Origin of the sequence: Paraburkholderia gardini (genome assembly GCF_907164575.1) — a bacterium.
Taxonomy (GTDB): domain Bacteria; phylum Pseudomonadota; class Gammaproteobacteria; order Burkholderiales; family Burkholderiaceae; genus Paraburkholderia; species Paraburkholderia gardini.
Genome location: NZ_CAJQYY010000010.1, coordinates 39,164 through 57,685 on the forward strand (window position 1 = coordinate 39,164; position 18,522 = coordinate 57,685).

General features: G+C 64.7%; 15 protein-coding genes. 9 read left to right on the forward strand and 6 right to left on the reverse strand.

Annotated elements, in window-relative coordinates:
- Positions 1 to 86: 86 nt before the first annotated feature.
- Together LPA34_RS26955 and LPA34_RS26960 are read left to right on the forward strand one after the other, a co-directional pair.
- The gene (locus LPA34_RS26955) at positions 87 to 629 is read left to right on the forward strand and encodes a hypothetical protein (protein WP_324251725.1); all 543 of its coding nucleotides are present in this window, start codon (positions 87 to 89) and stop codon (positions 627 to 629) included.
- Between the two features lie 152 nt (positions 630 to 781).
- The gene (locus LPA34_RS26960; RefSeq protein WP_324251723.1) at positions 782 to 1,525 is read left to right on the forward strand and encodes a pseudouridine synthase; all 744 of its coding nucleotides are present in this window, start codon (positions 782 to 784) and stop codon (positions 1,523 to 1,525) included.
- A gap of 135 nt (positions 1,526 to 1,660) precedes the next feature.
- Here LPA34_RS26960 and def read toward each other — a convergent pair whose 3' ends face one another.
- Together def and ligA are read right to left on the reverse strand one after the other, a co-directional pair.
- Positions 1,661 to 2,194, reverse strand: coding sequence for a peptide deformylase (gene def / locus LPA34_RS10170; RefSeq protein WP_228977598.1), 534 nt, complete (start codon positions 2,192 to 2,194; stop codon positions 1,661 to 1,663).
- Entirely contained in the window at positions 2,191 to 4,242 is a 2,052-nt protein-coding gene (gene ligA / locus LPA34_RS10175) for an NAD-dependent DNA ligase LigA (protein ID WP_228977599.1), read from the reverse strand. The genes def and ligA overlap by 4 nt, the downstream gene beginning before the upstream one ends.
- A 241-nt stretch (positions 4,243 to 4,483) precedes the next feature.
- On the opposite strand from ligA, the gene LPA34_RS10180 reads away from it, so the two are divergent.
- Complete coding sequence (locus tag LPA34_RS10180; RefSeq protein ID WP_228977602.1) at positions 4,484 to 5,326, forward strand: hypothetical protein; 843 nt, start codon at positions 4,484 to 4,486, stop codon at positions 5,324 to 5,326.
- A 91-nt stretch (positions 5,327 to 5,417) separates the two neighbouring features.
- Here the strand turns inward: LPA34_RS10180 and LPA34_RS10185 are convergent, their stop codons facing one another.
- From LPA34_RS10185 to LPA34_RS10195, 3 genes are all read right to left on the reverse strand, one after another.
- Positions 5,418 to 6,671, reverse strand: coding sequence for a cell division protein ZipA C-terminal FtsZ-binding domain-containing protein (locus tag LPA34_RS10185; RefSeq protein WP_228977603.1), 1,254 nt, complete (start codon positions 6,669 to 6,671; stop codon positions 5,418 to 5,420).
- 117 nt (positions 6,672 to 6,788) lie between these two features.
- The gene (gene smc, locus LPA34_RS10190; protein WP_228977605.1) at positions 6,789 to 10,307 is read right to left on the reverse strand and encodes a chromosome segregation protein SMC; all 3,519 of its coding nucleotides are present in this window, start codon (positions 10,305 to 10,307) and stop codon (positions 6,789 to 6,791) included.
- A 148-nt stretch (positions 10,308 to 10,455) separates the two neighbouring features.
- Positions 10,456 to 11,421 carry a DMT family transporter gene (locus tag LPA34_RS10195; protein WP_228977610.1) on the reverse strand — a complete coding sequence of 322 codons (966 nt, stop codon included), beginning with the start codon at positions 11,419 to 11,421 and terminating at the stop codon, positions 10,456 to 10,458.
- 267 nt (positions 11,422 to 11,688) lie between these two features.
- Here LPA34_RS10195 and dapC point away from each other — a divergent pair, with 267 nt between their 5' ends.
- The 6 genes from dapC to cls all read left to right on the forward strand — a co-directional run bounded on the left by dapC (position 11,689) and on the right by cls (position 17,918).
- Positions 11,689 to 12,906, forward strand: a complete 1,218-nt coding sequence (dapC, locus tag LPA34_RS10200; protein ID WP_228977611.1) for a succinyldiaminopimelate transaminase — start codon at positions 11,689 to 11,691, stop codon at positions 12,904 to 12,906.
- Positions 12,907 to 12,976: 70 nt separating this feature from the next.
- Positions 12,977 to 13,804, forward strand: a complete 828-nt coding sequence (gene dapD / locus LPA34_RS10205) for a 2,3,4,5-tetrahydropyridine-2,6-dicarboxylate N-succinyltransferase (RefSeq protein WP_228977612.1) — start codon at positions 12,977 to 12,979, stop codon at positions 13,802 to 13,804.
- Entirely contained in the window at positions 13,804 to 14,169 is a 366-nt protein-coding gene (locus LPA34_RS10210; RefSeq protein ID WP_228877371.1) for an ArsC family reductase, read from the forward strand. Before dapD ends, LPA34_RS10210 begins: the two co-directional genes overlap by 1 nt.
- A gap of 97 nt (positions 14,170 to 14,266) precedes the next feature.
- Positions 14,267 to 15,406: a succinyl-diaminopimelate desuccinylase gene (dapE, locus tag LPA34_RS10215; RefSeq protein WP_228977865.1), complete on the forward strand. Its 1,140-nt coding sequence runs from the start codon at positions 14,267 to 14,269 to the stop codon at positions 15,404 to 15,406.
- Positions 15,407 to 15,418: 12 nt separating this feature from the next.
- Positions 15,419 to 16,303: a 50S ribosomal protein L3 N(5)-glutamine methyltransferase gene (prmB, locus tag LPA34_RS10220; RefSeq protein WP_228977615.1), complete on the forward strand. Its 885-nt coding sequence runs from the start codon at positions 15,419 to 15,421 to the stop codon at positions 16,301 to 16,303.
- Positions 16,304 to 16,469: 166 nt separating this feature from the next.
- Positions 16,470 to 17,918 (forward strand): cardiolipin synthase, encoded by a 1,449-nt coding sequence (cls, locus tag LPA34_RS10225; protein ID WP_228977616.1) that lies wholly within the window; start codon positions 16,470 to 16,472, stop codon positions 17,916 to 17,918.
- A gap of 97 nt (positions 17,919 to 18,015) precedes the next feature.
- Here the strand turns inward: cls and LPA34_RS10230 are convergent, their stop codons facing one another.
- The gene (locus tag LPA34_RS10230; protein ID WP_228977618.1) at positions 18,016 to 18,495 is read right to left on the reverse strand and encodes a glutathione peroxidase; all 480 of its coding nucleotides are present in this window, start codon (positions 18,493 to 18,495) and stop codon (positions 18,016 to 18,018) included.
- Between the last annotated feature and the right edge of the window lie 27 nt (positions 18,496 to 18,522).

Consider the following 18,522-nt stretch of genomic DNA (forward strand, 5'->3'; position numbering starts at 1 on the left):
CACCGGCGGGCGTCCGTCGACCGGACCGCGGCCGGCTCGACCGGAAGGCGCATCGACGCGCGAACGGTCGGGCGGCGGTGAGCGGAATGACCGTCGCGCCAGCGGCGAACGGCCGCCGCGACGCGATGGTCCGGGTGGCGCGGCGCCGCGTCGGGCTGAAGGTGACCGCCCGGCTCGTTCGTTCGAAGGTAACCGCGATCGTAGTGACCGCCCGCCGCGTCGTGCTGAAGGCGAACGGCCGCCACGTTCGTTCGAAGGTAACCGCGATCGTAGTGACCGCCCGCCGCGTCGCGCGGAAGGCGAACGTGCTGGCGGCGAACGCGCGCCGCGACGTTTCGACAGCGAGCGCGCACCTCGCGCGCCGCGTGAAGAAGGCACACGCCGGCCATACGGTGCAGCGGCACGCCCCGCGGATACAGGCGCCCGTGGCGGCCCACCGCGACGTGAGCGCGACGATGCGCGCGAACGCACCGACGCTGCTCGTCCCCACCCTGGCGCCGATCGGGGTGCCCCCGGCACACGACGTGACGCCGGGCGTCCTCCCCGCAGCGGCAGCACCGAACGCCCCGCATTCGCGAAAGAACGCGGCGCGGGCGAACGCGGCGAGCGGGCTTTCGCGAGACCTGTAAAAAGCACCTATGCGGACCGCGCCGGGCGCCCTGCGCGCGAAGAACGACCCGCGCGGCGTCCGGCAACCGTCGACGCCAAACCGGCACGCGCAGCCGAAGCTCGCGAGACCGCGTCTGACGATCATCACAACGATCAACCGGGCTCGCTGCGGCTGTCGAAACGGATGTCGGAACTCGGCCTGTGCTCGCGACGCGAAGCGGACGAATGGATCGAAAAAGGCTGGGTGATCGTGGATGGCGTCCGGATCGACACGCTCGGCACGAAGGTGCTTCCGGAGCAACAGATCGAAATCGACCCGGCAGCCCGGGCCGAGCAGGCAAAACAGGTCACGATCCTGCTGCACAAGCCGGTTGGTTTTGTGTCGGGCCAGGCCGAGGACGGCTATCTGCCGGCCATCACGCTCATCACGCCCGAAAATCACTGGGAAGGCGACCGCTCGGGAATCCGCTTCTCGGGTATGCAACTGCGTGCGCTGGCACCTGCGGGACGCCTCGACATCGACTCCACCGGCCTGCTGGTCCTGACGCAGGATGGTCGCGTCGCGCGGCAATTGATCGGCGAAAACTCGGATATCGACAAGGAATACCTGGTCCGCGTGACTTACGGCGACCAGGCAACCGATATTGATCAGAGTTTCCCGCCAGAAAGCCTCGCAACATTGCGACACGGCCTGTCGCTCGACGACGTGCCACTCAAGCCCGCCATGGTGAGCTGGCAAAACGGCGAGCAACTCCGCTTTGTGTTGCGCGAAGGCAAGAAACGCCAGATCCGTCGTATGTGCGAACTGGTTGGACTGAACGTCGTCGGACTAAAGCGCGTTCGAATGGGCCGTGTTCAACTCGGCGCGTTGCCCCAGGGACAATGGCGCTATCTGGACACTGAAGAATCGTTCTGAGGTACTGACATCACAGGAATACGTGCCAGTGTCCGGCTCAGGCCGGACCGAAAGGCAGGGACGCCCGCATCCGCGGGCGTTTTCCATTGCGGTGCGCGATCGGTCACACCGGTCGCACCTTTCACGGCTAACGGCTCAATCGTCGCTGTTCGGATCAAGCCCAGGAAACAGTACTTCAGTGAAGCCAAACTTCGAGAAATCGTTGATCCGCATCGGATAGAGCTTGCCGATCAGGTGATCGCATTCGTGCTGAACGACTCGGGCGTGAAACCCCTCCGCGACACGATCGATCGGTTTGCCGAACTGGTCGAAACCCTGATACCGGATCATCGTGAACCGGCTCACGGCGCCGCGCAATCCCGGCACGGACAGGCACCCTTCCCAGCCTTCCTCCATATCCTGCGATACCGGCGAAATGGTCGGATTGATGAGCACCGTTTCCGGCACGGAGGGCGCGTCCGGGTAACGTTCGTTACGCCCGAATCCGAAGATCACAACCTGCAGGTCGACGCCAATCTGCGGCGCGGCGAGCCCTGCGCCGTTCGCGTCGTGCATCGTGTCGAACATATCCTTCACGAGGTCATGCAGAGCGGGCGTATCGAAACGATCGACCGGTGCGGCGATGCGTAGAAGACGCGGATCGCCCATCTTGAGGATTTCACGAATCATGTCAGGTGCCCCTCCAGAAGCTTGCGCATACCTTCTTCGTCGAGTACGGGAATGCCGAGTTCCTCGGCCTTCGCGAGCTTGCTGCCCGCTTCCGCGCCGGCGACCACGTAGTCGGTTTTTTTCGACACCGAACCGGCCACTTTCGCGCCGGCCGCCTCCAGCATTTCTTTCGCGTCGTCACGCGCGAGTGTGGGCAGTGTGCCCGTCAGCACGACGGTCTTGCCCGCCAGCACGCCCTGCGGCGCCTTCGGTGCCGGCGGCCCTTCCGGCCATGTCACGCGGCCCGGGGCCCGCAACTGTTCAATCACCGTGCGATTGTGCTCTTCAGCGAAGAACTGATGAAGCGCTTCGGCGACAACCGGCCCGACGTCGTTGACTTCAAGCAGTTCTTCGACCGACGCGTTCATGACCGGATCGAGCGAGCCAAAATACTTTGCCAGGTCCTTCGCGGTCGATTCACCGACATGCCGGATACCCAGCGCATAGATGAAGCGGGCGAGCGTAGTGTGCCTGGCTTTTTCCAGGGAATCCAGCAGGTTTTGCGCGGACTTGTCCGCGAAACGATCGAGCGCGGCGAGCGTCGAGAATCCGAGGTTGAACAGATCGGCAGGCGTGCGAACCAGATTCTGTTCGACCAGCTGATCGATGATCTTTTCCCCCAGGCCGTCGATATCGAGCGCGCGACGTTGCGCGAAGTGCCACAGCGCCTGCTTGCGCTGCGCGGGACAAAAAAGCCCACCACTGCACCGCGCGATCACTTCTTCCGGCAGACGCTCGATCGCGGAACCGCAGACCGGACACTGCGTCGGCATCACGAACTCGCGCGCGTCGGCCGGACGCCGGTCGAGCAACGCGCTCACCACCTCGGGAATGACGTCGCCCGCACGGCGCACCACGACCGTGTCGCCGATGCGGATGTCCTTGCGACGCACTTCGTCTTCGTTGTGCAGCGTCGCGTTCGTCACGGTCGCGCCGCCGACGAACACGGGCTCCAGCCTGGCAACCGGCGTGATCGCGCCCGTGCGCCCGACCTGAACATCGATCGCCAGAAGCTTCGTGAGCGCTTCCTGCGCCGGGAACTTGTGTGCAAGCGCGAAGCGCGGCGCGCGCGACACGAAACCGAGCCGGTCCTGCTCTTCGCGGTTGTTGACCTTGTACACGACGCCATCGATGTCGTACGGCAGCGCATCCCGCTTTTCGCCGACAACATGGAAGAACGCCAGCAGCCCTTCCACGCCCTTCACCACAGCCCGCTCCGTATTCACCGGCAGGCCCAGTTCGCCATACCAGTCGAGCAGCGCACTATGGGTTGCCGGCATCTCCATACCTTCGAGCACGCCGATGCCGTACGCGAAGAACGACAACGGCCGCTGCGCGGTGATTTTCGGATCGAGCTGACGCAGGCTGCCGGCCGCGGCGTTGCGCGGATTCGCGAATTCGCGCTGTTCCGCTTCGCGCTGCCGTGCGTTCAGGCGCTCGAAGTCGCGGCGAAACATCAGCACTTCGCCGCGAACGTCCAGCACCCCGGGTATGCGTTTGCCCTTTAGCGTAAGCGGAATCGAGCGGACCGTCCGGATGTTCTCGGTCACATCCTCACCCGTTTCGCCGTCGCCGCGTGTCGACGCCTGCACGAAGCGGCCGTCGACATAACGCAGCGAAATGGCGAGCCCGTCGAACTTGAGTTCGCATGCGTAATCGACCGGCGCCACGCCGAGCATGTCGGACACGCGTTTGTCGAACGCGGCGATGTCTTCGTCAGCGAAGCCGTTGTTCAGCGAAAGCATCGGCATCGAATGCACGACCGGCTCAAAGCCACGTGCGACCTCGCCACCGACGCGCTGCGTCGGTGAATCCGGCGTGATCAGGTCCGGATGTTCGGATTCGATCTGCTGCAGCGCCTTGAAGAGCCGGTCGTATTCGGCGTCCGGCAGGTCCGGCTGGTCGAGCACGTAGTACGCATGGTTCGCGCGTTCAAGTTCGGCGCGCAACCATGCGGCCTGCCCGGCCGGCGACGTGACTGCTGGATCAGGGACGGAAGTTCGAGCCATGCTATGGACGGGTTCTCAGAAGAATCTCAGACGCCAGATTATCGCAGGAAGCGTCGCTCATGGCATCGTCCGAACGGCCAGCTTCGTGCAGATGCAGCAGTCGCCCCCCGCTTCCTCCTGGCTAGTTGGTCAACGTGCATTGCAACGCGTTGACACAGGCGCGACCGGATGCGAACCTGGCGGCTGCAGCCCTATCACGTTCTTGCGCCGCACACCTGGCGCATCGATTGCAGGAGAAGTCATGTCATCTTTTCACTTGCGCACCAGCCACGTGCCGTACATGGCCAGGCTGTTGCGAACGCTATGCGCGATGTTCGTGGCGCTGCACGTCTTGCCGGTGCTCGCGCGCGAGCAGGTCGTGAGCGTCCCCCTTTCGGGCGGTCAGTCGATCGCCTGTCTGCTCACCCAGAAAGATGGCAGCAAACCCGCGTGGGTACTCGTCATGATGCCTGGCGGCGATGGCAGGCTGGATCTCAAACAGAAAGCAGACGGCGAGATCACGATGCGGGAGAAGAACAATTTTCTGGTTCGCGCACGTGGTCTGATCGTCGATGATCGCTTCGCTACGGCAATCGTAGACTCGCCCTCCGATCTACCCGACGGTTATACCGACAGTTTCCGGGCGTCGTCGCGTCACACGCAGGATATCGCGCGGATCGCCGCTGACCTGAAGCATCGCTTTCCGGATGCGAACCTCGTTCTCGTCGGCACGAGCCGGGGCACGATTTCGACGGCGTTCGCCGGGCGGGTTCTCAGCAACACCTGGCAAGCGGTCGTCCATACGTCGACGCTCAGCAGCCCTTCGCGCGGCCAGGCGCTGCCGCTTGCCGGTTTCGACTACAACGCGATCCACGCACGTCAGCTATTCGTGCATCACGTCGACGACGCGTGCTTTCTCTGCTCGTTCGACGCGGCAAAACGCATTGCCCGCGGCCACGACCTCATCACCGTGAGCGGCGGCGACGCGAGCGGCAACCCCTGCAAGGCGATGGCGCATCACGGCTTCAACGGCCAGGACGCATCCGTCGTTGCAGCGATCAAGATGTGGATCGACGGCGCAAAATGGCCAAAGGAGGTGAACTGAAACGGATGGATCGTCGGGCCGCTGCCGTGCAACACGTCGAGGGTGTTGCACGGCAGGGCGATGAAACGCGAGCCGGACGACAGCGACAGGCTTACTGACTGAAAAGACGGCGCGTGGCCGGCGAGCCCGCCGGGATGCCGGCCTGTTCGAGGCGAGCATACAGCGTCATCAACTGCTTTTCGATGGCGAGCAGCGCGCTTTCCGGCAACGGCCGGCGTTGATCGTCGACGACCCGCGCGCCAATGCGCTCGGACAGTGACTTCGCGTAATCGCACATCAGGCGGAACGGCAGGATATCCTCGTCGGCGACCGGCACGTCGAGTACCAGCGTGATCAGCTGGCCGCCCTTGTACGTGAGGTCGTCGCGCAGGAAATTCGTGTCGCCGAACTGGAGCATGAACACCGGGCTCTGCCTGGCATCAAGCTTGACGAAGCGTGTGCCGTCGCGAGAGAGCAGCAGACCGTCCTGCGAAGCCACGGCCTGCACGTAGTTCGCGGACCACGGCGCGCCGTCGGACATCACGTTGATCGACAGCTGGGCGTCGCATTGTGCAGCGAAGCCGTCGAGTTCGCGTGCCATCGCGACCGTTTCCAGCATGTCGGGAAATTCGGGAGAGGCGTCGATCGCGTCCGCGAACTGCTGTACGCCCGTCACGAACTCGGAAAACTCCAGTTCGTTGAGCGGGCCGCTGCGATTCGCGAGTTGCGCCGCCGCGCGCAGTTCTTCGTAGCGGGCGCCGTTTTGCAGCAACTCCCACGCGCCGCCACCTTCCGGCTTGCCTTCGATGTGAACCGGCTTGCTGCCCGCGCGCCGCAGGCGCTGGGCCAGCGGAATAATCTTGTCGCCCGCAACGGGGCCGGCCGGCCGGATCGGCACGATGCAATCGATACGGCGATCCACGATAGCCGGCGGCGCCGGGGAAATCGTCGTGGCCGCAGGCAGAATCGGCTCGACCGGCTCCTGGCCAGCCGCGCCGGCAGGCGCAAAAGCACCGGTTTCGTCCGGTTCGGGATAACCGTTTGGTGTCGTCGTTTCGGCCTGGATGTCGACCGGCGTATCGAGCGGCGCGACGCCCGCTCCGCCGAAACTCGGCTCGACGCGCGAGGCCGAGGCGGCATCCGCCGGATCGCCAAGCGAGGGCTCACGGCGTGTGGCCGGCCGCGCGGGTTCGATGAACGGGCTCTGCTCTTTTTCGTCGTCGCGTACGGACGTTTCGGCGGTTTCAGGCGGCATGGGGCGCGGCATACGACGGCGTACCTTCGCGCCCTGCCACGCGTTGTAGACCACCACGCCCCCGACCACCACGGCGCCGGCGCCGATCAAACCGAGTGTCAACTCGTCCATGCATGCTCCATCAGCAATTCTTTTGTCTGCGATGCAGCCGGCCGCGTCTGCCTCGCGCGGCCAGACGCCGCTGCGTGGCGTGCAGGCGCGCGCCGTCTGCTCGATTCGTTCTTCGGGTCAAACGATATTCTGCGCGAAGCCCGCGGCCGTTTCCATGTCGACCGCGACGATCCGCGACACGCCCTGCTCCTGCATGGTCACGCCGATCAGCTGTTGCGCCATTTCCATCGCAATCTTGTTGTGCGAGATGAAGAGGAACTGCGTCTTGACGGACATCGCGCGCACGAGGTTCGCGAAACGTTCGGTGTTCGCATCGTCGAGCGGTGCATCCACTTCGTCCAGCAGACAGAACGGGGCCGGATTCAGCTGGAACATCGCGAACACGAGCGCCGTCGCCGTCAGTGCCTTTTCACCGCCCGAGAGCAGATGAATGGTCGAATTCTTCTTGCCCGGCGGTTGCGCCATCACCTGCACACCGGCGTCGAGAATTTCGTCGCCAGTCATGATGAGCTTCGCCTGGCCGCCGCCGAAAAGACGCGGGAACAGTTCGCCGAAATGCCGGTTGACCTCGTCGAACGTGCCCTGCAGCAACGTGCGGGTTTCCTGGTCGATCTTGCGGATTGCGTCTTCGAGCGTTTCGATGGCGTTGTTCAGATCGGCCGACTGCGCATCGAGGAACGTCTTGCGCTCGCTCGCAGTCTTCAGTTCGTCGAGCGCCGCCATGTTCACCGGTCCGAGCGCCGCGATGGCGTTGTTCAGGCGCGTGACTTCGCCCTGCAGATACGACGGCTTCATGTCCGGCGTGAGTTTGGCCTGCAACTCGGCTTCGTCCACGCCCGCGGCGGCCAGCTGTTCGACGAACTGTTCGCCGTTCAGGCGCGCCGCCTGTTCCTTCAACTGCAGTTCGGTAATGCGGTCGCGCAGCGGTTGCAGCGCACGTTCGGCGGTGAGACGGGTTTCGTCGGCGGAACGCAGCTTAGCGGTCAGGTCGTCGAGTTCGAGACGGGCGGCGTGGAGCAACTCTTCTTTCGCCGCACGCAACTCCAGCGCGTCGTGCAGGCCGGTGTGCGCGGTCTGCTCGTTGATCGTTTCGAGTTCGGCACGTGCATCTTCCAGCGAAGCGGCGACGCGCTCGCTCTGCTCGTGCGCCACCTGGATGCTGCGCTTCAGTTCGTCGATCCGGTTCGCCATGTTGCGCGCGGCAAAGCGCGCGTCGGTGGCGGCACGGTCGAGATCGCGCGACTGTGCGCGTGCCGCGGTCAGCGCTTCATCGAGTGCTTCGAACGCGAGCTGGTTGTCTTCGAACCGTGCCTGGAGTTCGGCGAGCTGCGTGTCGTGACGTTCGAAATTCGCTTCCGATTCGCCACGCAACGCGCGCTGTTCCTCGATCTGCGCGGTGATCTCTTCCAGTTCCTCGCGGATCTGCGTGCTGCGCTGCGTGTAGCGCTCGTGCGCCTGTGTGAGCTTGAGCACGTCCATCTGCAGTGCATGCACGCGCTGCGTCGCGCGCTCAGCCTGCGAGCGCACGTCCGATAGTGCCTGCGATGCCTGTGTGTGCGCGGCTTCCGCGCGGATCGCGGCAGCCTTCGCTTCGTCGGCGAGGAGCGCCTGGGCGCGCACCTGGCGCGTCAGGTTCTCGATTTCCTGCTGACGGGCCAGCATGCCGGCCTGTTCGGAATCGGCCGCGTACAGCTGCACGCCGACCCGCGTCACGACGTGACCGGCTTTCACGACAAACGCACCGCCAGCCGGCAGTTGCGAGCGCATCGCGAGCGCCTGCGCGAGATCGTCGGCGACGAACGCCTGACCGAGCCAGTCGGTGAGCACCGCGCGCAAACCGGCGTCGTCGATACGCACGAGCGAGAGCAGCGGGCGCAGCGTCGACGGCGTGTCGCCCGGCTGTCCGGCAGCCGGCGGTGCGTAGAACGCGAGCTTCGCGGGCGGCGCGTCCGTCGCGAATGCCTTGACCCAGTCGAGATTCGAGATTTCGAGCGCCGCAAGCCGCTCACGCAGCACCGATTCGAGCGCCGTTTCCCAGCCCGCCTCGACGTGCAGCTTCTTCCACAGACGCGGCAGCGCGCCCAGTTCGTGCCTGTCGAGCCACGGCTGGATCTTGCCTTCGGTCTGCACGTTTTCCTGAAGCTGCTTGAGCGCGGCAAGCCGCGCTTCGAGCTGGTGAATCTGCGCGCTCTCCGCCTGCACACGTTCCTGCGCGGCACGACGTTCGCCATCCAGACGCGGCAGCGTTTCCTGCGCATCGGCGTGACGCGCCTGGGCTTCGGCGAGGATTTCCTCGTGCTCGGCGAGCTGCATGCGCTGCTCTTCGAGCTGCGCTTCGTCCGGCGCATCAAGGCCGCCCGATTCCTGCTTCAGTCGCTCGTGACGCTGCTGCAACTGCTGCAGTTGCTGGTCGGCGTTACGTTGATGCGCGGCTTCGAGCTTGAGCGCCTGTTCGGTCTGCGCGATGCCGCCGCGCTCTTCGTTCAGCTGCGTCTGCGCATCGCGCCAGCGGGCTTCGAGCGCCGGCATCGCATCGTGCTTTGCAGCCGCTTCGTCTTCGGCCACGGCGGCTTTTTCTTCCGCGACGGCCAGCTGTTCTTCCGCGTCCTCGAGATCGTCCTGCGCCTTCTGCGCTTGCGACTGCCACTGCTCACGCTGCGCGGTCAGCGCGGCGATCTGCGCCTGCACGCGGTTGCGCGACTCGACGATGAAGCGGATTTCCGCTTCGAGGCGGCTCACCTCGGCATTCGCTTCGTAGAGCGCGCCCTGGGCGCCCTGCATCGCGTCGCTCGCCGAGTAGTGCGCAACCCGCAGCGTCTCCAGTTGCGCCTCGACTTCGCGCAGCTTCGCGGTGTGCGCTTCCAGATCGATCTGGGCCTGCTCGATGGCGCGCTGCTGGCGTTCCTGCTCGCCGCCAGCCTCGTTCTTGCGCAAGAGCCAGAGAAGTCGCTGTTTCTCTTCGCCGTCGGCCTGCAGTTCCTTGAACTTCGTGGCCACCACCGCCTGCGCCTCGAGTTTTTCGAGGTTCGCGCCGAGTTCGCGCACGATGTCCTCGACGCGCGTCAGATTCTCGCGCGTGTCGTGCAGACGGCTTTCCGTCTCGCGGCGACGCTCCTTGTACTTCGACACGCCCGCGGCTTCTTCAAGGAACACGCGCAGCTCTTCCGGCTTCGCCTCGATGATCCGCGCGATCATGCCCTGCCCGATGATCGCGTACGCGCGCGGACCGAGACCGGTACCGAGGAAGATGTCCTGGATGTCGCGCCGGCGCGCCGGCAGGTTGTTGATGTAGTAGCTCGACGTGCCGTCGCGCGTCAGCACGCGCTTGACGGCGATCTCGGCATACTGGCCCCACTGGCCGGCCGCACGGCCGTCGGCATTGTCGAAGATCAGTTCGACGCTGGCGCGGCTACCCGGCTTGCGCGCCGTCGAGCCATTGAAGATGACGTCCTGCATCGATTCACCGCGCAGCTCGGAAGCGCGCGATTCGCCGAGCACCCAGCGCACGGCATCGATGATATTGGATTTGCCGCAACCGTTCGGACCCACCACGCCGACGAGCTGGCCTGGAACCTGGAAATGCGTGGGGTCGACGAAAGATTTGAAGCCAGCGAGTTTGATCGAGGTCAGACGCACGGCGATATCGCTGATTGAAAAGGGAAAATTGGATCGGACCGCACTGTTCCCGGGCACCGTCGGCGAACCTTGCCGGACGGCACGCGGAACCACCGCGGTACTCGGGCCGGCGACACGCAGTCAAGCGCGTCCCGACAGGCAGGGGCAATCATACCATCGCGCGTTCCCGATCCTTACGGTCCGGGTCGGAGTGCGTGCCAGCAGGCGGTTTTGCTTTCGTGCGATGTACCCAGCTCGACAACGCTGACGCCAGCACGATGCACGCGCCGCCCGCCCATTCGCGCGGACCGGGCGTCTCGCCGGCGAAGAGCCACGCGGACAGTGCCGTGATCACGATCTCGAACAGCATGATGATCGACGCGCGATTGGCCGGCACGCGCGCGAGCCCGTATTGCACCAGCATGTTGTTGGAGCCCAGCACGAACCCAAGGCCCAATACGAGCAACGCAGCGGTTGCGAGATGGGAGGCCGCCGGCGGCGCCGGCATCGCCTCGAAAAACGACGCGAATGAACTGAAGATCGCCGCCCCGCCGAAGATCGTCGCCGTGCGCATTTCGGGCTTCATGTCGGGCAGCACGCGGCTTGCCTTCAGAATCAGCACGTTGCTCATCGCGAAGCCCATGCCGCCCGCCAGCCCCGCCCATTCGGCCAGGTTGCCCGGCATCGGAATGCCGGGTTGCGGAGACCACAGCATCATCATCGCGCCCGCCAGCGACAGCGCGGCGAGCGCCGCGCCCGACCACGTCAGCCGTTCGTGCAGGATGAAGTGCGCGAAGAGCGCGGTCCATGCGGGCGTGAGATAGAACAGCAGCAGCACGCGCATTACTTCGCCGTGAATGGACCCCCATACGAAGCCGAGGTTCGTCACGCCGGCGGCCAGTGCCAGCGCCGGCAGCAGCCAGTGCCACCGGACCGTCGCGATCGCGCGACGACGCAGGAGCAGCACGAAGAGGCACCCGGCACCGCTCGTCAATGCGCTCGCCGCCGTGCCGGACACGCCCAGCGCGGCGAGCATGCGCAGCGGATACCAGATCAGACCCCAGACCGACGCGCCCAGCATGATTGCGAGCGTCGGCCAGCCGGTCGACCAGCTGTTCCGGAGCCCGCTATTCATCGCGCGGTCCCCGCTGGGGCGCCTGCTGCCGCGCGCCTTGCCGCCACGGGCTCCGCCCTTCGTCTGTTACTGCCTGCATCCCGCCTCCTGTCTGGCGTATCCGCGAGGATGCGCCCCCTGCCGATCGCCGTGCGCGCCGGGCCCGGAGGCTCCTCGGCACGCTATAATCCAGTGCTCGCCGCCGGTCGTCCGATCCCGTCTTCAGGATGTCGCCGCGCGCCGCCTTCATCTGTGTTTGTCCGTCTTCGACCAGGCTCGATCCGCCCAGTGAACCCGCTACTCGACTCTCTCCAGCCCTATCCGTTCGAAAAGCTGCGCGCGCTTTTCCAGGACGTCACGCCGCCCGCCGGTCTCGCGCACATCAGCTTTGGCATCGGTGAGCCGAAACACCCCACGCCCGCGCTGATCCGCGACGCCGTCGTCGAATCGCTCGGCGGTCTCGCTTCGTACCCGGCGACGCTCGGTGCGCCGGCGCTGCGCGAATCGATCGCCCGCTGGATCGCGCGGCGTTACGACCTGCCGGCCGTCGACCCGCTGACGCAGGTGTTGCCCGTCGCAGGCTCACGCGAGGCGCTTTTCGCGCTCGCGCAGACGGTGATCGATCCATCGAAAAAGATCGGTGGCGAGCCCGCGATCGTACTCTGCCCAAACCCGTTCTACCAGATTTACGAGGGCGCGGCGCTCCTGGCCGGCGCCCAGCCATACTTCGCGAACAGCGATCCAGCGCGTAACTTCGCCTGCGACTACGCGGCCATTCCCGCAGACATCTGGGCACGCACGCAGCTCCTGTACGTGTGCTCGCCGGGCAATCCGACGGGCGCCGTGCTCACGCTCGACGACTGGCGAGAACTGTTCGCGCTGTCGGACCGCTACGGCTTCGTGATCGCGTCCGACGAATGCTATTCCGAGATCTATTTCGACGAAGCAAAGCCGCCGCTCGGCGGCCTCGAAGCCGCGCACCGGCTCGGCCGCGGCTTCGAGCGGCTTGTCATGCTCTCGAGCCTGTCCAAGCGCTCGAATGTGCCGGGCATGCGCTCGGGCTTCGTCGCGGGCGACGCGGCGATCCTGAAGCAGTTCCTGCTGTACCGCACGTATCACGGCGCCGCGCTCTCGACCGTCTACCAGAGTGCCAGCATCGCCGCCTGGAACGACGAGACGCACGTGCGCGAGAACCGCGCGAAGTACGTGCAGAAGTTCTCCACCGTGACGCCGATGCTCGCCGGCATGCTCGACGTGCGTCTGCCGGATGCCGCGTTCTACCTGTGGGTGGACGTTTCGCGCACTGGCCTTTCGGATACTGACTTCGCCCGGCGCCTGTACGCCGACTATAATGTGACGGTTCTGCCCGGATCGTTCCTCGCCCGCACCGCGCAAGGCACGAATCCCGGTCGCGATTTCGTGCGCCTCGCGCTCGTCGCCGGTGTCGACGAATGCACCGAAGGCGCGCAGCGGATCGTCGATTTTTGCCGTTCGCTGGCGCGCTGACGCGCCGCGAACCGCTTTCAGCCGGCCGCCGGCCTCTTCACCCGCTTTCCACTCTTCAGAAATCACGAACATGTCGCAACAACTTCAGCAGATCATCGATAACGCCTGGGAAAACCGCGCCGAGCTGTCGCCGAAGGCCGCGCCCGCCGAAGTGCGTGATGCCGTCACGCATGCCATCGAGCAGCTCGACAAAGGCGCGCTGCGCGTCGCCGAAAAGAAGGATGGCGACTGGACCGTCAACCAGTGGCTGAAAAAAGCCGTGCTGCTGTCGTTCCGCCTCGAGGACAACGTGCCGCAACCGGCCGGCGGCTACTCGCAGTTCTACGACAAGGTGCCGTCGAAGTTCGCGAACTACACCGCTGAAGATTTCGCTGCCGGCGGCTTTCGCGTCGTGCCGCCCGCCATCGCGCGCCGTGGCTCGTTCATCGCGAAGAACGTCGTGCTGATGCCGTCGTACGTGAACATCGGCGCGTACGTCGATGAAGGCACGATGGTCGACACGTGGGCGACCGTCGGCTCGTGCGCGCAGATCGGCAAGAACGTGCACCTTTCGGGTGGCGTCGGCATCGGCGGCGTGCTGGAGCCGCTGCAGGCCAACCCGGTCGTCATCGAGGACAACTGCTTCATCGGCGCGCGCTCGGAAGTCGTCGAAGGCGTGATCGTCGAGGAAAACTCGGTGATCTCGATGGGCGTGTACCTCGGCCAGAGCACGAAGATTTACGACCGCGAAACCGGTGAAGTCACGTATGGGCGCATTCCGGCGGGCTCGGTGGTCGTCGCGGGCAACCTGCCTTCGAAGGACGGTTCGCACAGCCTGTACTGCGCGGTCATCGTCAAGAAGGTCGATGCCAAGACGCGCGCCAAGGTCGGCCTCAACGAGCTGCTGCGAGGCGATTGATGGCTCGCGCCAACAAAACTGTCGTCTACGGCATCCCGAACTGCGACACCGTGAAGAAGGCCCGCGTGTGGCTCGAGGAGCACGGCGTCGAGTTCGAATTCCACGACTTCAAGAAAGCGGGCGTCACCGCGCCGCTCGTGCAGGACTGGCTCAAGGACGTGTCGCTCGATGCGTTGCTGAACCGGCGCGGCACGACGTGGCGCGCGCTGTCCGACAGCATGAAGGCCGCCGCCGATACCGAAGCGGGTGCGATCGCGCTGATGATCCACAAGCCGTCGGTGATCAAGCGGCCCGTGGTGGTCGTGAACGGCCGGGTCAAGACGCTCGGCTTTTCCGCGGAGCAGTACGAAACGCTCTTTGCCTGAACGTTCGCGCGATGGCCTCTTTGACGCCATCGCATGGAAACAGGTTGTTGCCGGCGTGCGCGCCGGCATTTTTTCATCCCAGGTGGTTGGTTCCAACATGTCCGGCACGCTTGCCCTTACTGAACAACTGATCGCGCGCGCATCCGTCACGCCCGACGACCAGCATTGCCAGAACCTGCTCATCGAGCGTCTTTCGGCAATCGGCTTTGAATGCGAGACGATCGAATCGCACGGCGTCACGAACCTGTGGGCCGTGAAACGCGGTGTCGACGGCACCGCGGGCAAGCTGCTCGCGTTCGCCGGCCATACCGATGTGGTGCCGACCGGTCCGCTGGAACAATGGACGTCGCTGCCGTTCGAGCCGACGCATCGCGACGGCAAGCTGTACGGCCGCGGCGCCGCCGACATGAAGACGTCGATCGCCGGCTTCGTGGTGGCGAGCGAGGAATTCGTCGCCGCGCATCCTGAACATCGCGGATCGATCGCCTTCCTCATCACGAGCGACGAGGAAGGCCCGGCCACCGACGGCACGATCAAGGTCGTCGAAGCCCTGCAGGCACGTGGCGAACGGCTCGATTACTGCATCGTCGGCGAGCCGACGTCGAGCGAAACGCTAGGCGACATGGTCAAGAACGGCCGGCGCGGCTCGATGTCCGGCAAGCTCGTCGTGAAGGGCGTGCAGGGCCACATCGCGTATCCGCATCTCGCGAAGAATCCGGTTCATCTGCTCGCGCCCGCGCTCGCCGAACTGGTCGCTGAACGCTGGGACGATGGCAACGAATACTTTCCGCCCACCACATGGCAGGTGTCGAACATCCATGGCGGCACGGGCGCGAGCAACGTGATTCCGGGCCACGCCGACGTGCAGTTCAACTTCCGTTTCTCGACGGCGAGCACAGTGGAGGGATTGCAGCGCCGCGTGCACGCCATTCTCGACCGGCACGGGCTCGAATACGACCTGAAGTGGAGCGTCAGCGGCCTGCCCTTTCTCACGCCGCGCGGCGACCTGTCGAACGCGCTCGGCCGTGCCATCAAGGACGAAACCGGCGTCACCGCCGAACTCTCGACCACCGGCGGAACGTCCGACGGCCGGTTCATCGCGCGCATCTGCGACCAGGTCGTCGAATTCGGGCCGCCGAACGGCAGCATCCACAAGATCGACGAACACATCGAAGTCGCCTTCGTCGAACCGCTCAAGAACGTGTATCGCCGCGTGCTCGAACAACTGATCGCCTGACCCGAGACCACCATGACCCTTCCGTTCTCCACCGTGCGCGACCTGCTGCGTTTCGCCGTCAGCCGCTTCAATCAGGCCGGGCTGTCGTTTGGACACGGCTCGGCAAACGCCTACGACGAAGCCGCGTATCTGATCCTGCACTCGCTGCATCTGCCGCTCGATCTGCTCGACCCGTTCCTCGACGCGAAGCTGACCTCACCGGAGATCGAAACGATCCTGCGCGTGATCGAGCGGCGCGCCGTCGAGCGCGTGCCCGCCGCGTACATCACGCAGGAAGCGTGGATGCACGGCTTCCGCTTTCACGTCGACGAACGGGTCATCGTGCCGCGCTCGTTTATCGGCGAACTGCTGCAGGATGGCCTGCAACCGTACGTCGAGGACCCCGAGCAGGTCGGCGCGGTCCTCGAACTGTGCACCGGATCGGCGAGCCTCGCGATTCTGGCCGCTTACGCGTTCCCGAACGCGGACATCGACGCGGTCGACCTGTCGGCCCCGGCCCTCGAAGTCGCGACGAAGAACGTGCAGGAATATGAGCTTGACGACCGTATCGCACTTTTCGAAGGCGATCTGTTCGCACCGCTGCCCGAGCGCCGTTACGACGTGATCATCACGAATCCGCCGTATGTGAACGCGGAATCGATGACATCGCTGCCGGCCGAGTACAAACATGAACCTGAAATGGCGCTTGCGGGCGGCACCGACGGCATGGACATCGTGCGTCGCATCATCGCCGAAGCGCGTAACTGGCTCACCGACGAAGGCGTGCTCGTCGTCGAAATCGGCAACGAGCGGGCGAACGTCGAAGCGGCATTTGGCGGTCTCGACCTCGTCTGGCTGTCGACAAGCGCCGGCGACGACAACGTGTTCCTGATCCAGGCTTCCGACCTTCCGTCCTGACGCTTTTCAGCAGATCGTGGCAAGATCGCGCGCCACTTGTCGCGCGCGGCCGGCCTGAATCAATGCGAATGCAACGAACCCGACCGGCCGCCAACCGGGTTCGGTAAGATGGCGGAATTGCCCTCGGCGCCCCACCCGGAGCGCCCCGGGAATATTCCGGACACTTATGCAATTCGACCTGCTTCATGTCGGCAGTCTGATCGCGCTCGCTCACCTGCTGGGCGTGATCGCTGCCTGCCACGCCATCCTCTATACCCGTACCTCGCAAGGCGCGATCGCCTGGGCCGTGTCGCTCGTGGCCATGCCGTATTTCACGCTTGTGCCGTACCTGTTTCTCGGGCGCAGCAAGTTTCGCGGCTACGCGGACGCGCGCCGGCTGGAAAACGAATCGCTTCGCACGCTCGCGCACCCGCAGGAATGGGACGCGCTGGATTCGTCCGGTGGGCGCCCAACCGACGAACTCGGCCAGCGCGTCATCCGTTCGTTGACCCGGCTTGGCGGCATGCCATTCCTGCCCGGCAACCAGGTGCGCACGCTCGTCAACGGCGAAGCGACGTTCGCCGCGATTTTCGACGCCATCGAGGCGGCGCAAAAATATGTGATCGTCCAGTTCTTCATCGTGCGCGCGGACGCGCTGGGTGAAATGCTGAAGGACGCCCTGCTCGCGAAAGCGGCGCAAGGCGTACGCATCTACTTTCTCTACGACAGCATCGGCAGTTTCGATCTGCCGCACCGGTATACCTCGGCACTGCGAGCCGGTGGCATCGAGGTGCATCCTTTCGCCACGAACCGGAAATTCGTCAACCGCTTCCAGGTCAATTTCCGCAATCACCGGAAGATCGTCGTGGTCGATGGCGAGTGCGCGTTTGTCGGCGGCCACAATGTGGGCGTGGAGTATCTCGGCAGCCATCCACCGCTGTCACCCTGGCGCGACACACATATCGAAGTGCGCGGCCCCGCAGTCGCGTGCATCCAGTTCGTGTTTGTCGAAGACTGGTACTGGGCGACGCAGCAGGTTCCCGAATTCGACGTGCCCGCCGCCGATACCGTCACTCCCGCCGGTGAAGGCATGCATTGCATCGTCATCCCAAGCGGGCCTGCCGACCGACAGGAAACCTGTTCGCTCTTTTTCGTGGAAGCGATCAACGCCGCGCACGAGCGCATCTGGATCACGACGCCCTATCTGATTCCAGACGAAGCCGTGTTCGCCGCGTTGCGGCTCGCGGCCATGCGCGGCGTGGATGTGCGGATCCTGATTCCGTGCCGGCGCGACCATATCGTGGTCTTCGAAGCGTCGAAGCTGTACGCCTACGACGCCGTGCGTGCCGGCGTGCGCATCTTTCGCTACCGTCCGGGTTTTCTGCACCAGAAAGTCGTGCTGATCGACAGCGTCGCGGCGGCAGTGGGTAGCGCAAACCTGGATAACCGCTCGTTCAGGTTGAACTTCGAGATCATGGTGCTGACCGTCGACCGTGGCTTCGCCGCCGAAGTCGAAGCGATGCTGATGCGCGATTTCCAGGACGCATTCGAGATCAACCGGGACGAATTCTGGAAGGCCCCAGCCTGGCGACGGGTTGCGATGCACGTGGCGAGACTGTTCTCGCCGGTTTTGTAGCTTTGCGCGATTTCCGGCCGGCGCGTGCATGGTCAAGGTTCAACGCTTTGCCCCTCGACGCCGGACACCTCAGACGACAGCAAAACCGCCGGCGAAACTAAAGCACCTTCTCGATATCGTCGGTGATCGATTCGGGCTTCGTCAGCGGCGCATAGCGTTTCAGCACCGTACCATCGCGCCCGATCAGGAATTTGGTGAAATTCCACTTGATGGCTTCGAGCCCCAGGAGGCCAGGCGCTTCGCCGGTCAGATATTTGTAGAGCGGATGCGCATCCGCGCCGTTCACGTCGATCTTGTCGAACATCTGGAACGACACGCCGTAATTCGTTTCGCAGAAGCTGCCGATCTGCGCGGCATCTCCCGGCTCCTGTTTGCCGAACTGGTTGCACGGAAAACCAAGCACCTCGAACCCGCGCGACGCGTAGTCGTCCTGCAGTTTCTGCAGCCCCGCGTATTGCGGCGTGAACCCGCACTGGCTGGCCGTATTGACGATCAGCAGCACCTTGCCCTGATAGCGATCCAGCCCGATTGTGTCGCCACCCAGCGTGCGCGCGGAAAACGTGTAGATCGAAGTCATGTACTTTCCCCGGAAAGCGCTCAGTCT

Bases quoted from the DNA above. Each gene is read 5' to 3' on its own strand.
- LPA34_RS10230 (WP_228977618.1), bottom strand. From the start codon at position 18,495: ATGACTTCGATCTACACGTTTTCCGCGCGCACGCTGGGTGGCGACACA.
- LPA34_RS10195 (WP_228977610.1), bottom strand. From the start codon at position 11,421: ATGAATAGCGGGCTCCGGAACAGCTGGTCGACCGGCTGGCCGACGCTC.
- LPA34_RS10210 (WP_228877371.1), top strand. From the start codon at position 13,804: ATGGCTCGCGCCAACAAAACTGTCGTCTACGGCATCCCGAACTGCGAC.
- prmB (WP_228977615.1), top strand. From the start codon at position 15,419: ATGACCCTTCCGTTCTCCACCGTGCGCGACCTGCTGCGTTTCGCCGTC.
- LPA34_RS10180 (WP_228977602.1), top strand. From the start codon at position 4,484: ATGTCATCTTTTCACTTGCGCACCAGCCACGTGCCGTACATGGCCAGG.
- LPA34_RS10185 (WP_228977603.1), bottom strand. From the start codon at position 6,671: ATGGACGAGTTGACACTCGGTTTGATCGGCGCCGGCGCCGTGGTGGTC.
- dapE (WP_228977865.1), top strand. From the start codon at position 14,267: ATGTCCGGCACGCTTGCCCTTACTGAACAACTGATCGCGCGCGCATCC.
- def (WP_228977598.1), bottom strand. From the start codon at position 2,194: ATGATTCGTGAAATCCTCAAGATGGGCGATCCGCGTCTTCTACGCATC.
- cls (WP_228977616.1), top strand. From the start codon at position 16,470: ATGCAATTCGACCTGCTTCATGTCGGCAGTCTGATCGCGCTCGCTCAC.
- ligA (WP_228977599.1), bottom strand. From the start codon at position 4,242: ATGGCTCGAACTTCCGTCCCTGATCCAGCAGTCACGTCGCCGGCCGGG.
- LPA34_RS26955 (WP_324251725.1), top strand. From the start codon at position 87: ATGACCGTCGCGCCAGCGGCGAACGGCCGCCGCGACGCGATGGTCCGG.
- dapD (WP_228977612.1), top strand. From the start codon at position 12,977: ATGTCGCAACAACTTCAGCAGATCATCGATAACGCCTGGGAAAACCGC.